This window comes from Flavobacterium branchiicola (assembly GCF_018383905.1).
Lineage (GTDB): Bacteria > Bacteroidota > Bacteroidia > Flavobacteriales > Flavobacteriaceae > Flavobacterium > Flavobacterium branchiicola.
Map to the genome: position 1 here is coordinate 137,536 of NZ_JAGYWA010000008.1, position 14,297 is coordinate 151,832.

General features: G+C 33.5%; 17 protein-coding genes. 11 read left to right on the plus strand and 6 right to left on the minus strand.

Annotated elements, in window-relative coordinates:
* Positions 1–277: 277 nt before the first annotated feature.
* Positions 278–1,435, minus strand: a complete 1,158-nt coding sequence (locus tag KHA98_RS19725) for an iron-containing alcohol dehydrogenase (protein WP_213259625.1) — start codon at positions 1,433–1,435, stop codon at positions 278–280.
* A gap of 190 nt (positions 1,436–1,625) precedes the next feature.
* Positions 1,626–2,387: a type 1 glutamine amidotransferase domain-containing protein gene (locus KHA98_RS19730; RefSeq protein ID WP_213259627.1), complete on the minus strand. Its 762-nt coding sequence runs from the start codon at positions 2,385–2,387 to the stop codon at positions 1,626–1,628.
* A gap of 86 nt (positions 2,388–2,473) precedes the next feature.
* Between KHA98_RS19730 and KHA98_RS19735 the strand changes: the two genes are divergently transcribed.
* The 10 genes from KHA98_RS19735 (at position 2,474) to KHA98_RS19780 (ending at position 10,750) form a co-directional block, all read left to right on the plus strand.
* Positions 2,474–3,379, plus strand: a complete 906-nt coding sequence (locus KHA98_RS19735; protein ID WP_213259628.1) for a LysR family transcriptional regulator — start codon at positions 2,474–2,476, stop codon at positions 3,377–3,379.
* A 116-nt stretch (positions 3,380–3,495) separates the two neighbouring features.
* Entirely contained in the window at positions 3,496–3,852 is a 357-nt protein-coding gene (locus tag KHA98_RS19740; protein WP_213259629.1) for a PKD domain-containing protein, read from the plus strand.
* A 92-nt stretch (positions 3,853–3,944) separates the two neighbouring features.
* Complete coding sequence (locus tag KHA98_RS19745) at positions 3,945–4,637, plus strand: NUDIX hydrolase (RefSeq protein ID WP_213259630.1); 693 nt, start codon at positions 3,945–3,947, stop codon at positions 4,635–4,637.
* A gap of 74 nt (positions 4,638–4,711) precedes the next feature.
* Positions 4,712–5,542: a ribose-phosphate diphosphokinase gene (gene prs, locus KHA98_RS19750; protein ID WP_213259631.1), complete on the plus strand. Its 831-nt coding sequence runs from the start codon at positions 4,712–4,714 to the stop codon at positions 5,540–5,542.
* Positions 5,543–5,562: 20 nt separating this feature from the next.
* Positions 5,563–6,402 (plus strand): ADP-ribosylglycohydrolase family protein, encoded by an 840-nt coding sequence (locus KHA98_RS19755; protein WP_213259633.1) that lies wholly within the window; start codon positions 5,563–5,565, stop codon positions 6,400–6,402.
* Positions 6,403–6,411: 9 nt separating this feature from the next.
* A complete protein-coding gene (locus KHA98_RS19760; protein ID WP_213259634.1) occupies positions 6,412–6,939 on the plus strand; it encodes an NADAR family protein in 528 nt (175 codons plus the stop codon).
* Between the two features lie 116 nt (positions 6,940–7,055).
* Positions 7,056–7,598: an RNA 2'-phosphotransferase gene (locus tag KHA98_RS19765; protein WP_213259635.1), complete on the plus strand. Its 543-nt coding sequence runs from the start codon at positions 7,056–7,058 to the stop codon at positions 7,596–7,598.
* Between the two features lie 2 nt (positions 7,599–7,600).
* Entirely contained in the window at positions 7,601–8,332 is a 732-nt protein-coding gene (locus tag KHA98_RS19770) for a metallophosphoesterase family protein (RefSeq protein WP_213259636.1), read from the plus strand.
* Positions 8,329–9,270 carry an ADP-ribosylglycohydrolase family protein gene (locus KHA98_RS19775; RefSeq protein WP_317192584.1) on the plus strand — a complete coding sequence of 314 codons (942 nt, stop codon included), beginning with the start codon at positions 8,329–8,331 and terminating at the stop codon, positions 9,268–9,270. Before KHA98_RS19770 ends, KHA98_RS19775 begins: the two co-directional genes overlap by 4 nt.
* Positions 9,271–9,280: 10 nt before the next feature.
* On the plus strand, positions 9,281–10,750 hold the full coding sequence (locus KHA98_RS19780) for a nicotinate phosphoribosyltransferase (RefSeq protein WP_213259638.1): 1,470 nt from the start codon (positions 9,281–9,283) through the stop codon (positions 10,748–10,750).
* Positions 10,751–10,926: 176 nt separating this feature from the next.
* Here KHA98_RS19780 and nadD read toward each other — a convergent pair whose 3' ends face one another.
* From nadD to KHA98_RS19800, 4 genes are all read right to left on the minus strand, one after another.
* Entirely contained in the window at positions 10,927–11,508 is a 582-nt protein-coding gene (gene nadD, locus KHA98_RS19785) for a nicotinate (nicotinamide) nucleotide adenylyltransferase (protein WP_213259639.1), read from the minus strand.
* A 109-nt stretch (positions 11,509–11,617) separates the two neighbouring features.
* Positions 11,618–12,190 (minus strand): guanylate kinase, encoded by a 573-nt coding sequence (gene gmk, locus KHA98_RS19790; protein WP_213259640.1) that lies wholly within the window; start codon positions 12,188–12,190, stop codon positions 11,618–11,620.
* Between the two features lie 132 nt (positions 12,191–12,322).
* Positions 12,323–13,183, minus strand: coding sequence for a YicC/YloC family endoribonuclease (locus KHA98_RS19795; RefSeq protein WP_213259641.1), 861 nt, complete (start codon positions 13,181–13,183; stop codon positions 12,323–12,325).
* A 204-nt stretch (positions 13,184–13,387) separates the two neighbouring features.
* Entirely contained in the window at positions 13,388–13,735 is a 348-nt protein-coding gene (locus KHA98_RS19800; protein WP_213259642.1) for an arsenate reductase family protein, read from the minus strand.
* A 77-nt stretch (positions 13,736–13,812) separates the two neighbouring features.
* On the opposite strand from KHA98_RS19800, the gene KHA98_RS19805 reads away from it, so the two are divergent.
* Positions 13,813–14,268: a DinB family protein gene (locus KHA98_RS19805; RefSeq protein WP_213259643.1), complete on the plus strand. Its 456-nt coding sequence runs from the start codon at positions 13,813–13,815 to the stop codon at positions 14,266–14,268.
* The last annotated feature ends 29 nt before the right edge of the window (positions 14,269–14,297 follow it).

The following is a 14,297-nucleotide window of genomic DNA, read 5'->3' on the forward strand; positions in this document are numbered from 1 at the left end:
CAAACACTTTGGTTTTCAAGGAGTTTTTAAAAGGGCAAGAAAATATTTTTTACGCCGTACAATAAAACACAAAGGCTTGCGTTGTAAGTAATTATAAATTTGAATTTTAATGAATTTAACAAAAATTGAGTTAGTTAGTTTTGTTTTAGTATTGTAAAAAGGCGTTCCTAATAAAATTAAGAACGCCTTTTTTATGAAATTTCAATTAAAAAATTCCAAATTCCAACGATGCTATGCGTATTGGAATTTGGAATTTTTTTAATTTGGATTTTATATTTTAATAACTAAGTTCAACAATTGATTTCACTTTATCCAAAGTAACCAATTGATTTTCACCTAAACCTTTCCAGCCTCTTTCATCAAAACGATTTACAATAAAATCGGCTGTGTTAGAATACTCAGTTGTGTATTGCGAAAGTTTAGTATCCATTCCCATAGTGTGGAAGAATTCAACTGTTTTATTGATCGCTTCTTTTGCTACTTCTTCATCTGAACCGGATAAATTAAAGATACGTCTTCCGTATTGTGCTAGTTTTCCTTTTTTGGTTTCAAACATAACATTATACAAACTTGGTCCAATGATGGCCAAAGTTCTGGCATGGTCGATTCCGTAAAGCGCTGTTAATTCGTGACCAATCATGTGCGTTGCCCAATCGCTTGGAACACCTTTCTGAATTAATCCGTTTAATGCCATTGTACAACTCCACATAAAGTTTGAAGCTAAAGTATAATCGGTTGGGTTTTTTACAACGCCCGGACCAACTTCAATTAAGGTTTGCAAAATACCTTCAGCAATTCTATCCTGAAGAAATGCATCATGTGGATACGTTAAATATTGTTCCATAACGTGTGTGTACGCATCTACAACACCATTTTCAAGTTGTCTTTTTGGTAAAGATGCAATTACAGTTGGATCACAAATAGAGAATTGAGGAAACAAAGCACTTCCGCCAGAAGCCAATTTTTCCTGAGTTGCTTCAATAGTTACTACGTAGCCCGAATTCATTTCGCTTCCCGTTGCAGGAAGTGTTAAGACCGTTCCAAATGGCAGTGCATTTTCTTTTACCAAAATTCTTTTTTGAAGAATATCGATCGGATTTCCTTCAAAATTAACTGCAGCAGAAATAAATTTCACACCATCAATTACAGATCCGCCACCAACAGCAAGAATAAAATCGATTTTTTCAGCTTTTATTACTTCAACAGCTTTCATTAAAGTTTCAAATCTAGGATTTGGTTCAATTCCGCCAAATTCTACGATTTCAAAACCTTTTAGATTGTTGATTACCTGATCGTAAATTCCGTTTTTAAAAATACTTCCTCCGCCATAAGCCAATAGTATTTTTGCATCTTTAGGAACCAAAGTTGAAAGTTTTTCAATTTGTCCTTTTCCGAAGATTAAATTCGTCGGATTGTATAATTCAAAGTTTAGCATTTTTTTTTAAGGTTCTAAGATGCTAAGGTTCTGAGGTTCTAAGTTTTTGTTGGAACTTGGATATTCAGAAACTAAGCATCGTTATTTGTTTAATTTTATTATTTTATCAGTTACTAAAGAGACATTTAGTTCTAAAGTGCCAGAGAGAAAGCCTTAGTCCCTTAGCGTCTCAGTCCCTTAGCTCCTTTTTTTACTTCAATTTTTTCAATAATTTTCCAGCCACCAATTTAGATGACGCCGGATTTTGTCCTGTAATTAAAAGTCCGTCTTCAACAGCATATGGCTGCCAGTTTGGACCTTTAGAAAAAATTCCGCCGTTTGATGCCAAAGCGTCTTCTAATAAAAACGGAACTACTTTTGTCAAGCCAACAGCTTCTTCTTCTTCGTTAGTAAAACCGGTTATTTTTTTACCTTTTACCAGATATTCACCATTTACTTTTACATTTTTCAAAACCGCAGGAGCGTGACATACAAAAGCGACTGGTTTATTATGAGTGTAAAAAGATTCAATTAGTGTAATTGAACTTCTGTCTTCAACTAAATCCCAAAGCGGACCATGTCCTCCTGGATAAAAAACGGCATCGTAATCTTTTTGATTAACGGTTGAAAGTTTTATAGTGTTTTTTAATTTTTCCTGTAATGTTTTGTCAGCGTCAAAACGTTTGGTGTCTTCAGTTGCCGAAGCCGGATCTGCACTTTTTGGATCAATTGGTGGTTGTCCTCCAAGCGGAGAAGCAATTGTAATTTCTACTCCCTGATCTAATAATTCATAATAAGGTGCAGCAAGTTCTTCTGACCAGAATCCTGTTTTTTCTCCTGTATTGCCCAGTTTGTCATTGCTGGTAACAACAAATAATACTTTTTTCATACTTTTTTTATTTGATTTTTGAGCTGTAGCTGAAAAGCTAATTGCTGTGAATGCTATAATTCCGAGTAATGCTATTTTCTTCATATGTTTAAAATTTTTAGCAAATTTAACGCTAAAGTGATATTTGTAAAAATAAAATAAACTATGTTTGTTATAAAATAATTTATATCATGGTAAACTTAGAATGGTACAGAACGTTTAAAGCGGTTTATAAAAATGGTAATTTTTCGTTAGCTGCAAAAGAGTTATTTATGAGTCAGCCTGCCGTTAGTCAGCAGATTTCTATGTTGGAAGCTCATGTTGGAAATAAATTATTTAATCGAAAATCAAAAGGAGTAGAGCCAACAGAATATGCTAAGTTACTCAATAATTTGATTATAGATGCATTAGAACGTCTTGAAAATGTGGAAACTAGCTTCAGGACAAAAGCTGAAGATGCCAATAGGTTAATTTCAATTGGAGTTTCGCAACATCTTTTTGGCTGTATTGGAGATCTTTTAATTTCGAAATTTGATTTAATCGATTTTACTTTTGCAGACAATGATGCCCTTTTTGAATTGGTAGATGCTAAAAAACTTGATTTTGCAATTGTTACCAAAGGCTTTGAAACATTTGATACCGTATACGAAATTGTAGGAAAAATTAAGTTGATTATGGTTGCGCCAACAAATCAGGATGTGACTGAATTTCGTCAGCGCTTAAAAGCAGATAATTTTGCAGAAATTGAGCAATGGCTTAACGAACAAAAATGGTACAGTCATGACGCACGAATTCCGCATATAAAATTATTCTGGCTTCATGCTTTCAATAAAAAAAGACCTTCGATGGTGCCCAATTATATTATTCCCTCTGAATCGGAAATGCTTAAAATTCTGGCAAAGAATGAAGGTGTAGCAGTAACCTGGAATTGTAATGCGAGAAGATATATTCAGGAAAACAAATTACAGCTTTTATGGAACAGTTTTCATGTGCCGGAAGAATTTGTATATGTCTTAACAACCAAGAACAATAAATCGAATACTTTTTTTGATGTTATTTCTAAGGAATTAAAATTGTTTTTCGGGAATAGATTGTAAAAAAAGGATCTGTTTTGCGGTAAAAGGATGTTAAAAAATCAGAATTATTCTCTTATTTTTTGACCGAGTTTTTTTAAGAATTATCTTTGTGAGATATACCACTAAATTTTCCAATTATGAGAAAGATTGCAACAATTTTAATGTTTACTCTGGTATTTTTTGCCAGTAATTCTTGCAGTAAAAAGGACGATGAGGAAATCGTTGATTGTTTTGCACAACAAATTTATATGAAGGTGCATAACGCTACAGATGCTACTAATCCAAAGTTAATGAATTATTCAGCCACCTATAGTGGAGATGGGACGTTAACTGGTGTAAAATGGAATTTTGGTGACGGAACAACCGGTACCGGAACTGAAGTGACACATACGTACAGTGCAGCTGGAACCTATGATGCTTCTGCCGAAATAACGGTTAAAAAAGGGGGATCAGCATGTACTTCAACAATTAAAAGACCTGTTACGATAAACTAAAGAAACAGGGAGCATGATAATTAAGAGAGCCAGTTTTATAATTTATAAAACTGGCTCTCTTTCGTTATATTTGTCTACTATTATTTTTAAGTATGAAAGATTTACAAAATATTAGAATTGCGGTTGATGCTATTGTTTTTGGATATAAAAGCAATGATTTATATGTACTGTTAATTGAACAGAAATTTGGTTCTGCAGATAAGTATTGGGCATTGCCCGGTGGTTTGGTTCAGAATGACGAATCATTAAGTGATGCGGTTATTCGTGAATTGCATGAAGAAACCAATGTACAACTGACTTTTATGGAACAATTATACACTTTTGGAGATGATATTCACAGAGATTCGAGAAATCGTGTTATTTCAGTGGCATATTATGCTTTAGTAGATGCTTCAAATCTGGAAATCAAAGCCGACACAGATGCCGAAAGAGTACAATGGTTTAAAATAAATGAGATCCCGCCTTTGGCATTTGATCATAATTTGATTTTAGAAAAAGCGATTGCCAGACTAAAAGCAAAATTGACCTACGAACCAATTGGTTTCGATTTACTTCCTGAAGAATTCTTATTTTCTGATCTGGAGAATCTTTATTGTACCATTTTGGAAAAAGAAATTGATAGAAGAAACTTCAGAAAAAAAATACTCAGCTACGGTATTTTAGAGCAAACTGATAATTTTTCTCCCATAAAAAGTGGCAGACCAGCAAAGCTATTTAAGTTTAATAAGCAGGAATACAATGCTTTAATTGAAAATGGTTTTCACTTCGAAATAAAGTTTGCGTAATTTTTACGCAAAATAAATTGTTTATTTAAAATTAAATTCTACATTTGCGTATAATTAACGCAAACTAAAAAACTATGATACTAAATCTTGACCCCAAATTCACTCCTTTTCACAATCAGGAAGAAATCAAATTTCAAAGTTTTACATTTTCTGGCGGAGAACCACATATTAAAATTGCAGATTTCGATTCAAACAGAAAAGTTACAATTACACACAGATTGAATTCATTTAACGATTTAGGTTTGTTGTGCGTTACGGTTGATGCTTTACGCAGAATGGATGTTAAAATTATTGACCTTTTTATTCCTTACTTTCCAGCAGCGAGACAAGATCGTGTTATGATTCCGGGTGAACCTTTATCTGTAAAGGTATATGCTGATATTATTAATGCTATGCAGTTAAACAAAGTTTTTGTTTTTGATGCGCATTCAGAAGTGACTCCAGCTTTATTGAATAATAGTACTGTAATTCCGAACTATACTTTTATCGCAGCAGTTTTAAATAGAATTGGTGATAATGTAAAACTTATTTCTCCGGATGGCGGCGCTCTAAAAAAAATCTACAAAGTATCTGAATTTTTAGGCGGAGTTGAAGTAGTAGAATGCAGTAAAAGCCGTGACGTAAAAACAGGAAGATTGTCTGGATTTAAAGTTTACAATGATGATTTGCAGGGAATGGATTGCTTAATTGTAGATGATATTTGCGACGGAGGAGGAACTTTTGTAGGACTGGCAGAAGAACTGAAAAAGAAAAACGCCGGAAAATTATACTTAGCTGTAAGCCACGGCATTTTTAATAAAGGTTTTGAAGTTTTGAATTGTTTCGACGGCATTTTCACAACGAATTCTTTTAAAGATTTTGAAGGTGAAAGTGTTCAGGTAATTGATTTAAATCAATTAGTATAAACTAACCTTAAATTGTAAAAATGATACTAGAGGCAGCAATTGGTGATGCATACGGTGCAGGATTTGAATTTCAGGAGTTAGATTATATTATTAAAAACAATGATTTAACCCAATATCATAGACATGGTATGTATACAGAAATCTATAAAAGATATACTGATGATACACAAATGGCAATTGCAATTTCGGAATTACTATTAGAAGAAGAAAACTGGAATGAAGTAAAAGTTGCCGATAAGTTTGTGGAAGTTTTTCACAGAGATAAAAGAAGAGGCTATTCAGACCGGGTTTATAATGCTTTGGATGCCAGTAAAAACGGAGCTGATTTTCTGAAAAATATCGATAATAGAAGCAATGGTAATGGATCTGCAATGCGTGCTTACTCTATCGGACTTTTAAAAGATATCAATCAGATACTTGATTTTTGTGAGATTCAGGCGAAAACATCTCATGATACTATTGAAGGTATTAGCTGTGCAAAAAGAATAGCATTGGCGGTTCATTTCTACAAGTATAAAGTAGGAGACAAAGGCTCTCTGATAGATTTTATAAACGATACTTTAAAAGAAAAAGAAGTATACAAAGTAACCTCTCCAATAGATATGCACGGTTATTTTACCACTCAGTCAGTTATTAAAATAGTTTCTGAAGCAGATTCCATTCAAGATTGCTTAAAAAGAGGCATTGATTACGGTGGAGATACAGATACGGTTGCAGCGTTATGTATGGCAATATTAAGCCAGAAAGAAAATTGCAATAAACAATTGCCCGAATTTTTATATTCTGAATTAGAAAACGGTACCTACGGGAAAGATTTTCTAATCGGATTAGATATGAAACTTATCGGGAAGTTCAAATAAATAGAAAAAATGAAATACAATATAGATAACATAGTTCCAGAAAGTAAATTTTTATTTTTCTGGGGACATCAGCCGAATAAAGACGGAAGCATTTCTAAAACCTGTTTTAGTCAGTGGTGGTTAAGTTCTTTTGATGTTGAAGGAATAACCTATAAAACCGCTGAACACTGGATGATGGCTAAAAAAGCGGAGTTGTTTCAGGATAAGGAAATTTTCAATAAAATACTGAAGGTAAATTCTCCCGCGGAAGCCAAAAAGTTAGGTCGTTTGGTTAAAAATTACGATGATAAAGTATGGCTGGCAAATAGATATGAAATCGTTAAAGAAGGAAATTATCATAAGTTTAGTCAAAACCCAGATTTGAAAGTGTTTTTACTGAATACGAATGATAGAGTTTTGGTAGAAGCAAGTCCGGTAGATCCGATTTGGGGAATAGGAATGGGGGGCGATCATAAAGATGTTTTCAATCCAAAAGCCTGGAAAGGATTAAATCTTTTAGGTTTTGCGTTGATGGAAGTTAGGGATGAATTGAAATAAACTGATCAGAGCAATTAAAAATTGTTCCATCGGAACATTTCATCGGTAGAACAAATGATTATTAGAATACCAAGATGTTCCGTAGGAACATTTGATTGGTAAAAAAAAAAGAAAAAATGAATGAAAAAATAGCAAAAAGCGTCAGCAAGTTTTTGAGTCTGGTGCTTAGACATTCGCCCGAAACCATCGGATTAAAATTAGACGAAAATGGATGGGCAGATGTAGAGGAATTAATTGAAAAATGTAGTCAAAAAGGGAATAAGTTAGATGCTGAACTTTTAGATTACGTTGTAGAAAATAACGATAAAAAGCGTTTTGCTTTTAACGATGATAAAACCAAAATCCGTGCAAGTCAGGGACATTCCATTTCAGTTGAACTGAATTTGGCTGAAACAGAACCTTTAGAATATTTGTATCACGGAACTGTCGGGAAATTTATGGAAAACATTCGTAAAGAAGGTTTGAAAAAAATGAGCCGTCAGCATGTACATTTAAGCAAAGACAAAGAAACAGCAATAAAAGTGGGGAGTAGAAGAGGAGTGCCTCAGATTTTAACCATCAGAAGCGGCGCCATGCAAAGAGACGGATATAAATTTTATTTATCCGAAAATAATGTCTGGCTGACAGATGAAGTTCCGGCAAAGTACATTGAATTTTAAAAATGAAAAGAACATTAGTTTTTGGAGATATTCATGGCGGATTAAAAGCTTTGGTTCAATTGCTGAACCGCGTTGCTCCATTAGAAAATGACCGACTTATTTTCTTAGGTGATTATGTCGATGGCTGGAGCGAATCAGCGCAGGTTATTGAATTTCTTATTAGCTTATCTCAAAAACATGAATGTATTTTTATAAAAGGGAATCACGATGTTTGGTGTCAGGAATGGTTAATCAATGATGTTATAAACGAAATTTGGTTTTTGCATGGTGGAAAATCGACTATAGAAAGTTATCAGGATATTGATCTTTCAGGAAAACAAAGACATGTTGATTTCTTTAATAAAATGAAAGACTATTTTGTCGATGAAAACAAAAATCTTTTTATTCATGCCGGATTTTCATCCATGCATGGGCCTGAAAAAGAACATTACCAAACCAATTTTTCGTGGGACAGAACGTTATGGGAAATGGCTTTGACAATGGATAAACGAATTAAAAAAGATTCACTTTTATATCCAAAAAGATTATTACTTTATAATGAAATTTATATCGGTCACACGCCAACACTTCATTATGATGTCGAAACCCCAATGCAAGGATGTAATGTCTGGAATATAGATACAGGAGCAGCCTTTTATGGAAAATTATCCTGCATCGCTATAGAAACAAAAGAATTTTGGCAAAGTGATGTTGTGCAAATATTCTATCCTAATGAAAAAGGAAGAAATAAATGATGAGAAATAAAATAGAATCAGGTTTATTTGGAGTCGCAGTTGGTGATGCTTTAGGAGTTCCTGTTGAATTTAAATCCAGAACTTATTTAAAAGAAAATCCGGTTACTGAAATGTTTGGTTTTGGAAGCCACCATCAGCCAATAGGAACGTGGAGTGACGATAGTTCCCTTGCTTTTTGTCTTGCAGAAAGTTTATCTGTAGGTTATGATTTAAATGATATCGCTAGAAATTTTGTCAAATGGTATAATGCGGATTTATGGACGCCACATGGGCAAGTTTTTGATATCGGAATAGCGACACGACATGCTATTCTTAATATAGGGAAAGGATATCAACCTGATTTATGCGGAGGATTTTCTGAAAGTGATAACGGAAATGGATCTTTGATGCGCATTTTACCATTGGTTTTTTATCTTCAAAAAGAAAACAATATTAATGTCGTTTATCAAAGTGTAAAAGAAGTCTCCTCGATTACGCACGCACATTTCAGATCTGTATTCGCTTGTTTTATTTATGTGGTATATTGTTTGGAAATTTTAAGAGATAAAGATAAATTCGAAGCTTATAAAGACATGCAATTTGTCCTTTCTAAATTTCTGGAAGACAAAAGTTTTAATCCTGTTGAGATTGCTTTGTTTGATAAGATTTTAAAAAATGATATTTCAAAATATGATGAAAGTGAAATTCAATCTTCGGGTTATGTTCTTCATAGTTTAGAAGCTAGTATTTGGTCTTTTTTAAATTCTAATTCATATCAAGAAACAGTTATTAAAGCAGTAAATTTAGGTGAAGATACAGATACAACTGCAGCGATTGCAGGAGGGTTAGCAGGAATTTATTATGGAATCGATGATATTCCACAAAAATGGATGGAATGTTTAGCGAGAGCAAATGATATAAAAGATTTAGCGGAACGTTTAGCATTAAAATTAAAATAATAAAAAATATATGAACCCATTATTATTAACAGACGGTTACAAGGTTGACCACAGAAGACAATATCCAGACGGAACAACATTGGTGTATTCTAACTGGACACCCAGAAAATCACGTATAGAAGAGGTTGACGAGGTTGTATTTTTTGGATTGCAGTATTTTATAAAAAAATATATTATTCATGACTTTGAAGAAGATTTCTTTAAAAAGTCTAAAGAAGAAGTAGTTAAAAAATACTCACGCAGAATCAATAATTATTTAGGCGAAAATCTAGTTGGTACAAAACATATCGAAGATTTACACGATTTAGGATATATTCCGATGGTTTTTAAAGCATTGCCGGAAGGTTCTAGTGTTCCGTTGCGAGTGCCAATGTTCACCATGTACAATACGATTCCTGAATTTTTCTGGTTGACGAATTACTTCGAAACCTTACTTTCTGCGGTGGTTTGGTTACCTTGTAATTCAGCTACAATTGCAAAAGAGTATAGAAAAGTATTAGATAAATACGCAGCAGAAACTTCTTCTGTTCCTGAGTTTGTAGATTGGCAGGCACATGATTTCTCTATGCGAGGAATGGGCGGAATAGAAGCGGCTCTAACTTCTGCGGCCGGACATTTACTGAATTTTACAGGATCTGATACCATTCCTGTAATTGATTTTTTAGAAGACTATTACAATGCAAATTCAGATCAGGAGTTGGTTGCAGGTTCCGTAGCAGCAACAGAACATTCTGTAATGTGTATGGGAACTACAGAAGGCGAATATGAAACTTTTAAAAGATTAATTACCGAAGTGTATCCAAAAGGAATTGTTTCTATCGTTTCTGATACTTGGGATTTATGGAAAGTTTTGACTGATTATCTTCCAAGATTAAAAGAAGAAATTGTTTCAAGAGAAGGAAAAGTAGTAATTCGTCCTGATAGCGGCGATCCGATTGATATTATCTGCGGAAATCCAAATGGAAAAACAGAACAGGAAAAGAAAGGAGTAATCGAATTGCTTTGGGATGTTTTTGGAGGAACTACAAATGCCAAAGGATTTAAAGAACTGGTTCCGCAAATCGGTGCTATTTACGGAGACAGTATTACTGTTGCGAGAGCAACTCAAATTTGCGAAAGATTGAAAGCTAAAGGATTTGCTTCTACAAATGTTGTTTTAGGCATCGGATCTTTCACTTATCAATACAACACCAGAGATACTTTTGGTTTTGCGATGAAAGCGACATACGGTGAAGTAAACGGAGAAGGAAGAGCAATCTTTAAAGATCCGATTACAGATGACGGAACTAAAAAATCGGCTAAAGGATTAATGAAAATTGATCTAATTGACGGGAAGTATCATTTAACAGATAATGTTTCCTGGGAAGAAGAAAAACAAGGTGAATTGAAAGAGGTTTTCAGAGACGGAAAACTTTTAGTTGATCAATCACTAAGTGAAATCAGAACGAGAGTAAAAAGTGAAGTGAGTATTGAAGCTTAATTTATAAACAGAAAGCCTGAATTTTAATTCAGGCTTTTTTTATATTGTTTTGTCATTTCGACGTAAGGAGAAATCGCACTAGAAACTCTACAAAGATTGGCGACAACTGTTGCGGGATTTCGTGTGCGATTTCTCCTTACGTCGAAATGACAAGATTGTGTAAATTGTCTGAGGAATTACTTCTTATATAAATTATTATGATCAATATATTCCCAAACTTTTGGTGGTAATAAAGGCTGAATGTTTTTGCCTTCTTTAATATTATTTCTAATAAAAGTCGAAGAAATCTCTACAATCGGCGCATCAATAATATGAATTTTTGGATGCGATTTTAATTCGATATTTTCCGGTTCATCAGAAATACGCGGATAAACATAAATATCATGATTTTCTAAAATCAATTCGTAGTTTTTCCATTTGTGAAGTGTTTTAAGATTGTCTTCACCCATAATTAATGAAAAGTTATGAGTTGAATATTTTTCCTGTAAATAGGCCAGTGTAATTACCGTATAATTTGGCTGAGGTAATTTGAACTCGATGTCAGAAGGTTTAATTTTTGGATAGTCTTCTGTTGCCAGAAAAACCATTTGCAAACGTTGGTGATCGTCCAATAAAGTTGCTTTCTTCTTTAACGGATTGTGTGGTGTAACCACCATCCAAATCTGATCTAAATCTGCATATTCTGCCATATGGTTGGCAATTATCAAATGACCCACATGAATGGGATTATAAGTTCCGAAATATAGACCTATTTTCATTTTGTATAGTTTCGCAGAGAGTCGCTAAGATAGCACAAAGATTCGCAAAGTTTAAAATAGCTCTGCGAATCTTTGTGTATTTTTCTTTGTGATTCCTGTGGAATAAAATTTATTTATTTATGAAGTCTTTCACTAATTGATGTGCTTCTTCCAGCGCTACTTCTAAATCATAGTTTTTGATGATTACGTCAAATTGTGGAGCAGTAGCTAATTCTACAGAAGCTTTTGCAATACGCATATTAATTTTATCGTCACTTTCTGTAGAGCGTTCTTTTAATCTTCGTTTAAGTTCGTCAACACTTGGGGGTTTTACAAAAACTGCTAAAGTCTGCTCAGGAAATTTGTGTTTAATACGTAGCCCGCCTGCAACATCAATATCAAAAATGACGTTTTTTCCTAAAGCCCAGATTCTTTCAATTTCGGACTTTAAAGTTCCGTAGAAATTATCACGATATACTTCTTCCCATTCCAGGAAATCTTCAGCTTTAATGTGCTTTTTGAATTCTTCCAGTGAAATAAAATAATAATCTTTCCCGTTAACTTCTTCTCCACGTGGGTCACGAGATGCTGCCGAAATAGAAAATTCCAGATTTAAATCTTCCTGTTTTAATAGATGTTTTACGATAGTTGTTTTTCCTGATCCGGATGGTGCCGAAAAAACAATTAGTTTTCCTTTGTTCATTATGTATGCTTTAGGCTTAAAGCAATATGCTTTAAGCTTTTTGTTTATGCTTTAAGCTTTAGGCATTGCGCTTTAAGCTTCTATTTCGTTTTGCTTTTCTGCCTATAGCCTACTGCTTAAAGCTTATTGCGTTTACAAAACGTTTAATACTTGTTCTTTAATCTTCTCCAATTCATCCTTCATCATCACAACCAGTTTCTGCATTTGAGCATGATTCGATTTTGAACCCATTGTATTGATCTCACGGCCCATTTCCTGAGTAATAAAACCTAATTTTCTACCGTTTGCTTCGTTTCCGTTTAACGTTTCTAAGAAATAATCCAAATGATTCGTTAAACGCACTTTTTCTTCGGTAATATCTAATTTCTCTAAATAGTAGATTAATTCCTGCTCAAAACGATTTTCATCAACATTTACCTGTAATTCTGAAATGGCAGTCTGCAAACGATCTTTAATGGCCTGAATACGTTCCGGGTCAAGCGTTAACGTATCATTCATGTATTGACGGATATTTGAAATTCGAAGATTGAATTCTTTTTCAAGAGATTCACCTTCGTCTTTTCTAAAAGTTAAGATGTTTTGAAGTGCTTCATCGATAGTAACCTGAATTTGGTCCCAGTCATTTTCATCGATTTCCTCACGTTCTGTTTTTAATGTATCCGGCATACGAACGGCCATTTTCATTAATTCAGTTTCATCAGCGTCAGGGTTTACTTCCTTCAATTGTGCGATATAATACTTTACGATAGGTACGTTTACTTTAGTCGAAGTTTGTTCTGCCGTACTTTCGATGTAAATTCCGAAATCAATTTTACCTCTTTCAAGTTTAGTAGAAATTAAGGTTCTTAAACCTAGCTCCATTTCGCGGTAAAGCGAAGGCATTCTTACGTTTAAATCTAAACCTTTACTGTTTAAGGATTTTACTTCGACCGTAATTTTTTTTGTAGGCAATTGCAAAGAAGCTTTGCCAAACCCTGTCATAGATTGTATCATATAATTGAGTATAAAGGCGCAAAGATAATTAAAAGTTTGCAGTGTTGTGCTGTAAATCACTAATCTGTGAAACGTGGAATGGCAGAAAGTTTTTTTGCCACGAATTTCACAAATTTTCACCAATTAAATTTCACAGATATTCTGTTCTTTAGAGATATTTAACTAATATCCAACAAAATTATTGACTAAAAAGAAATGAATCTTTTAACTCAAAACTTTTATAACTTCTGCTATATTTTTCTGGCTGTTGCCGATATAGATTTTTCCATCAATAATAAAAACCGGACGGCTTAGAAAAGTATAATGTTCTAAGATGTATTTTTTAAAATCGGCTTCAGTCAACGATTTGTTTTTTAAATCCATAGATTTATACAATTGTGCTTTTTTGCTGAATAAAGCTTCGTAGCTTCCCGAAAGTTTATACATTTCTTCGAGCTCGGCTTCGGTAATTGGATTTTGTCTGATATCCTGAAAAACTAAATTGTTTTCAGGTAGACTTTTAATGATTTTGCGACAAGTATCGCACGAAGCCAGATAATATATTTTGTTCATGATTTATATTTTTAGAGACTACAAAGAAAATTCTTTTAAAACTTAAAAATGAGTAATTTTAGAAAAAAAATGTAATTATGAATTCAGTATTTGAAGTACAAAAAACAATTAGAGAAATTCTCTTGAAAATTTTGGATAGCCATTCATTAGAACAATTGAATAAAATCCCCGAGGGTTTTAGTAATAATTTAATTTGGAATATCGCGCATTGTGTCGCTTCACAGCAGGTTTTGGTTTATAAATTATCCGGTTTACCAACAATGGTTTCTGAAGGTTTTATTGCTAAATACCGAAAAGGAACAAAACCGGAAGGCGATGTTTCGCAAGCTGAGGTTGATGAAATCAGAACTTTATTATCAACAACATTGTCGCAAACCATAAATGACTTTGAGAAGGGTATCTTTGTTAATTATACCGAATATACAACCAGTATGGGGTATACGCTAAAAAATATTCATGGTGCTCTGGATTTTAATAATTACCATGAAGGAATTCATACCGGAATTATAATGAGCATTAGAAAGTTTGTTTAAATGAAAAATCCCGTTCTAATTTAGAACGG

Excerpts from the sequence above, each read along its gene's own strand:
- KHA98_RS19755 (WP_213259633.1), top strand. The coding sequence starts at position 5,563 with ATGATACTAGAGGCAGCAATTGGTGATGCATACGGTGCAGGATTTGAA.
- gmk (WP_213259640.1), bottom strand. The coding sequence starts at position 12,190 with ATGAACAAAGGAAAACTAATTGTTTTTTCGGCACCATCCGGATCAGGA.
- KHA98_RS19780 (WP_213259638.1), top strand. The coding sequence starts at position 9,281 with ATGAACCCATTATTATTAACAGACGGTTACAAGGTTGACCACAGAAGA.
- KHA98_RS19730 (WP_213259627.1), bottom strand. The coding sequence starts at position 2,387 with ATGAAGAAAATAGCATTACTCGGAATTATAGCATTCACAGCAATTAGC.
- KHA98_RS19775 (WP_317192584.1), top strand. The coding sequence starts at position 8,329 with ATGATGAGAAATAAAATAGAATCAGGTTTATTTGGAGTCGCAGTTGGT.
- KHA98_RS19765 (WP_213259635.1), top strand. The coding sequence starts at position 7,056 with ATGAATGAAAAAATAGCAAAAAGCGTCAGCAAGTTTTTGAGTCTGGTG.
- KHA98_RS19725 (WP_213259625.1), bottom strand. The coding sequence starts at position 1,435 with ATGCTAAACTTTGAATTATACAATCCGACGAATTTAATCTTCGGAAAA.
- nadD (WP_213259639.1), bottom strand. The coding sequence starts at position 11,508 with ATGAAAATAGGTCTATATTTCGGAACTTATAATCCCATTCATGTGGGT.
- KHA98_RS19760 (WP_213259634.1), top strand. The coding sequence starts at position 6,412 with ATGAAATACAATATAGATAACATAGTTCCAGAAAGTAAATTTTTATTT.
- KHA98_RS19805 (WP_213259643.1), top strand. The coding sequence starts at position 13,813 with ATGAATTCAGTATTTGAAGTACAAAAAACAATTAGAGAAATTCTCTTG.
- prs (WP_213259631.1), top strand. The coding sequence starts at position 4,712 with ATGATACTAAATCTTGACCCCAAATTCACTCCTTTTCACAATCAGGAA.
- KHA98_RS19735 (WP_213259628.1), top strand. The coding sequence starts at position 2,474 with ATGGTAAACTTAGAATGGTACAGAACGTTTAAAGCGGTTTATAAAAAT.
- KHA98_RS19745 (WP_213259630.1), top strand. The coding sequence starts at position 3,945 with ATGAAAGATTTACAAAATATTAGAATTGCGGTTGATGCTATTGTTTTT.
- KHA98_RS19740 (WP_213259629.1), top strand. The coding sequence starts at position 3,496 with ATGAGAAAGATTGCAACAATTTTAATGTTTACTCTGGTATTTTTTGCC.
- KHA98_RS19770 (WP_213259636.1), top strand. The coding sequence starts at position 7,601 with ATGAAAAGAACATTAGTTTTTGGAGATATTCATGGCGGATTAAAAGCT.
- KHA98_RS19800 (WP_213259642.1), bottom strand. The coding sequence starts at position 13,735 with ATGAACAAAATATATTATCTGGCTTCGTGCGATACTTGTCGCAAAATC.
- KHA98_RS19795 (WP_213259641.1), bottom strand. The coding sequence starts at position 13,183 with ATGATACAATCTATGACAGGGTTTGGCAAAGCTTCTTTGCAATTGCCT.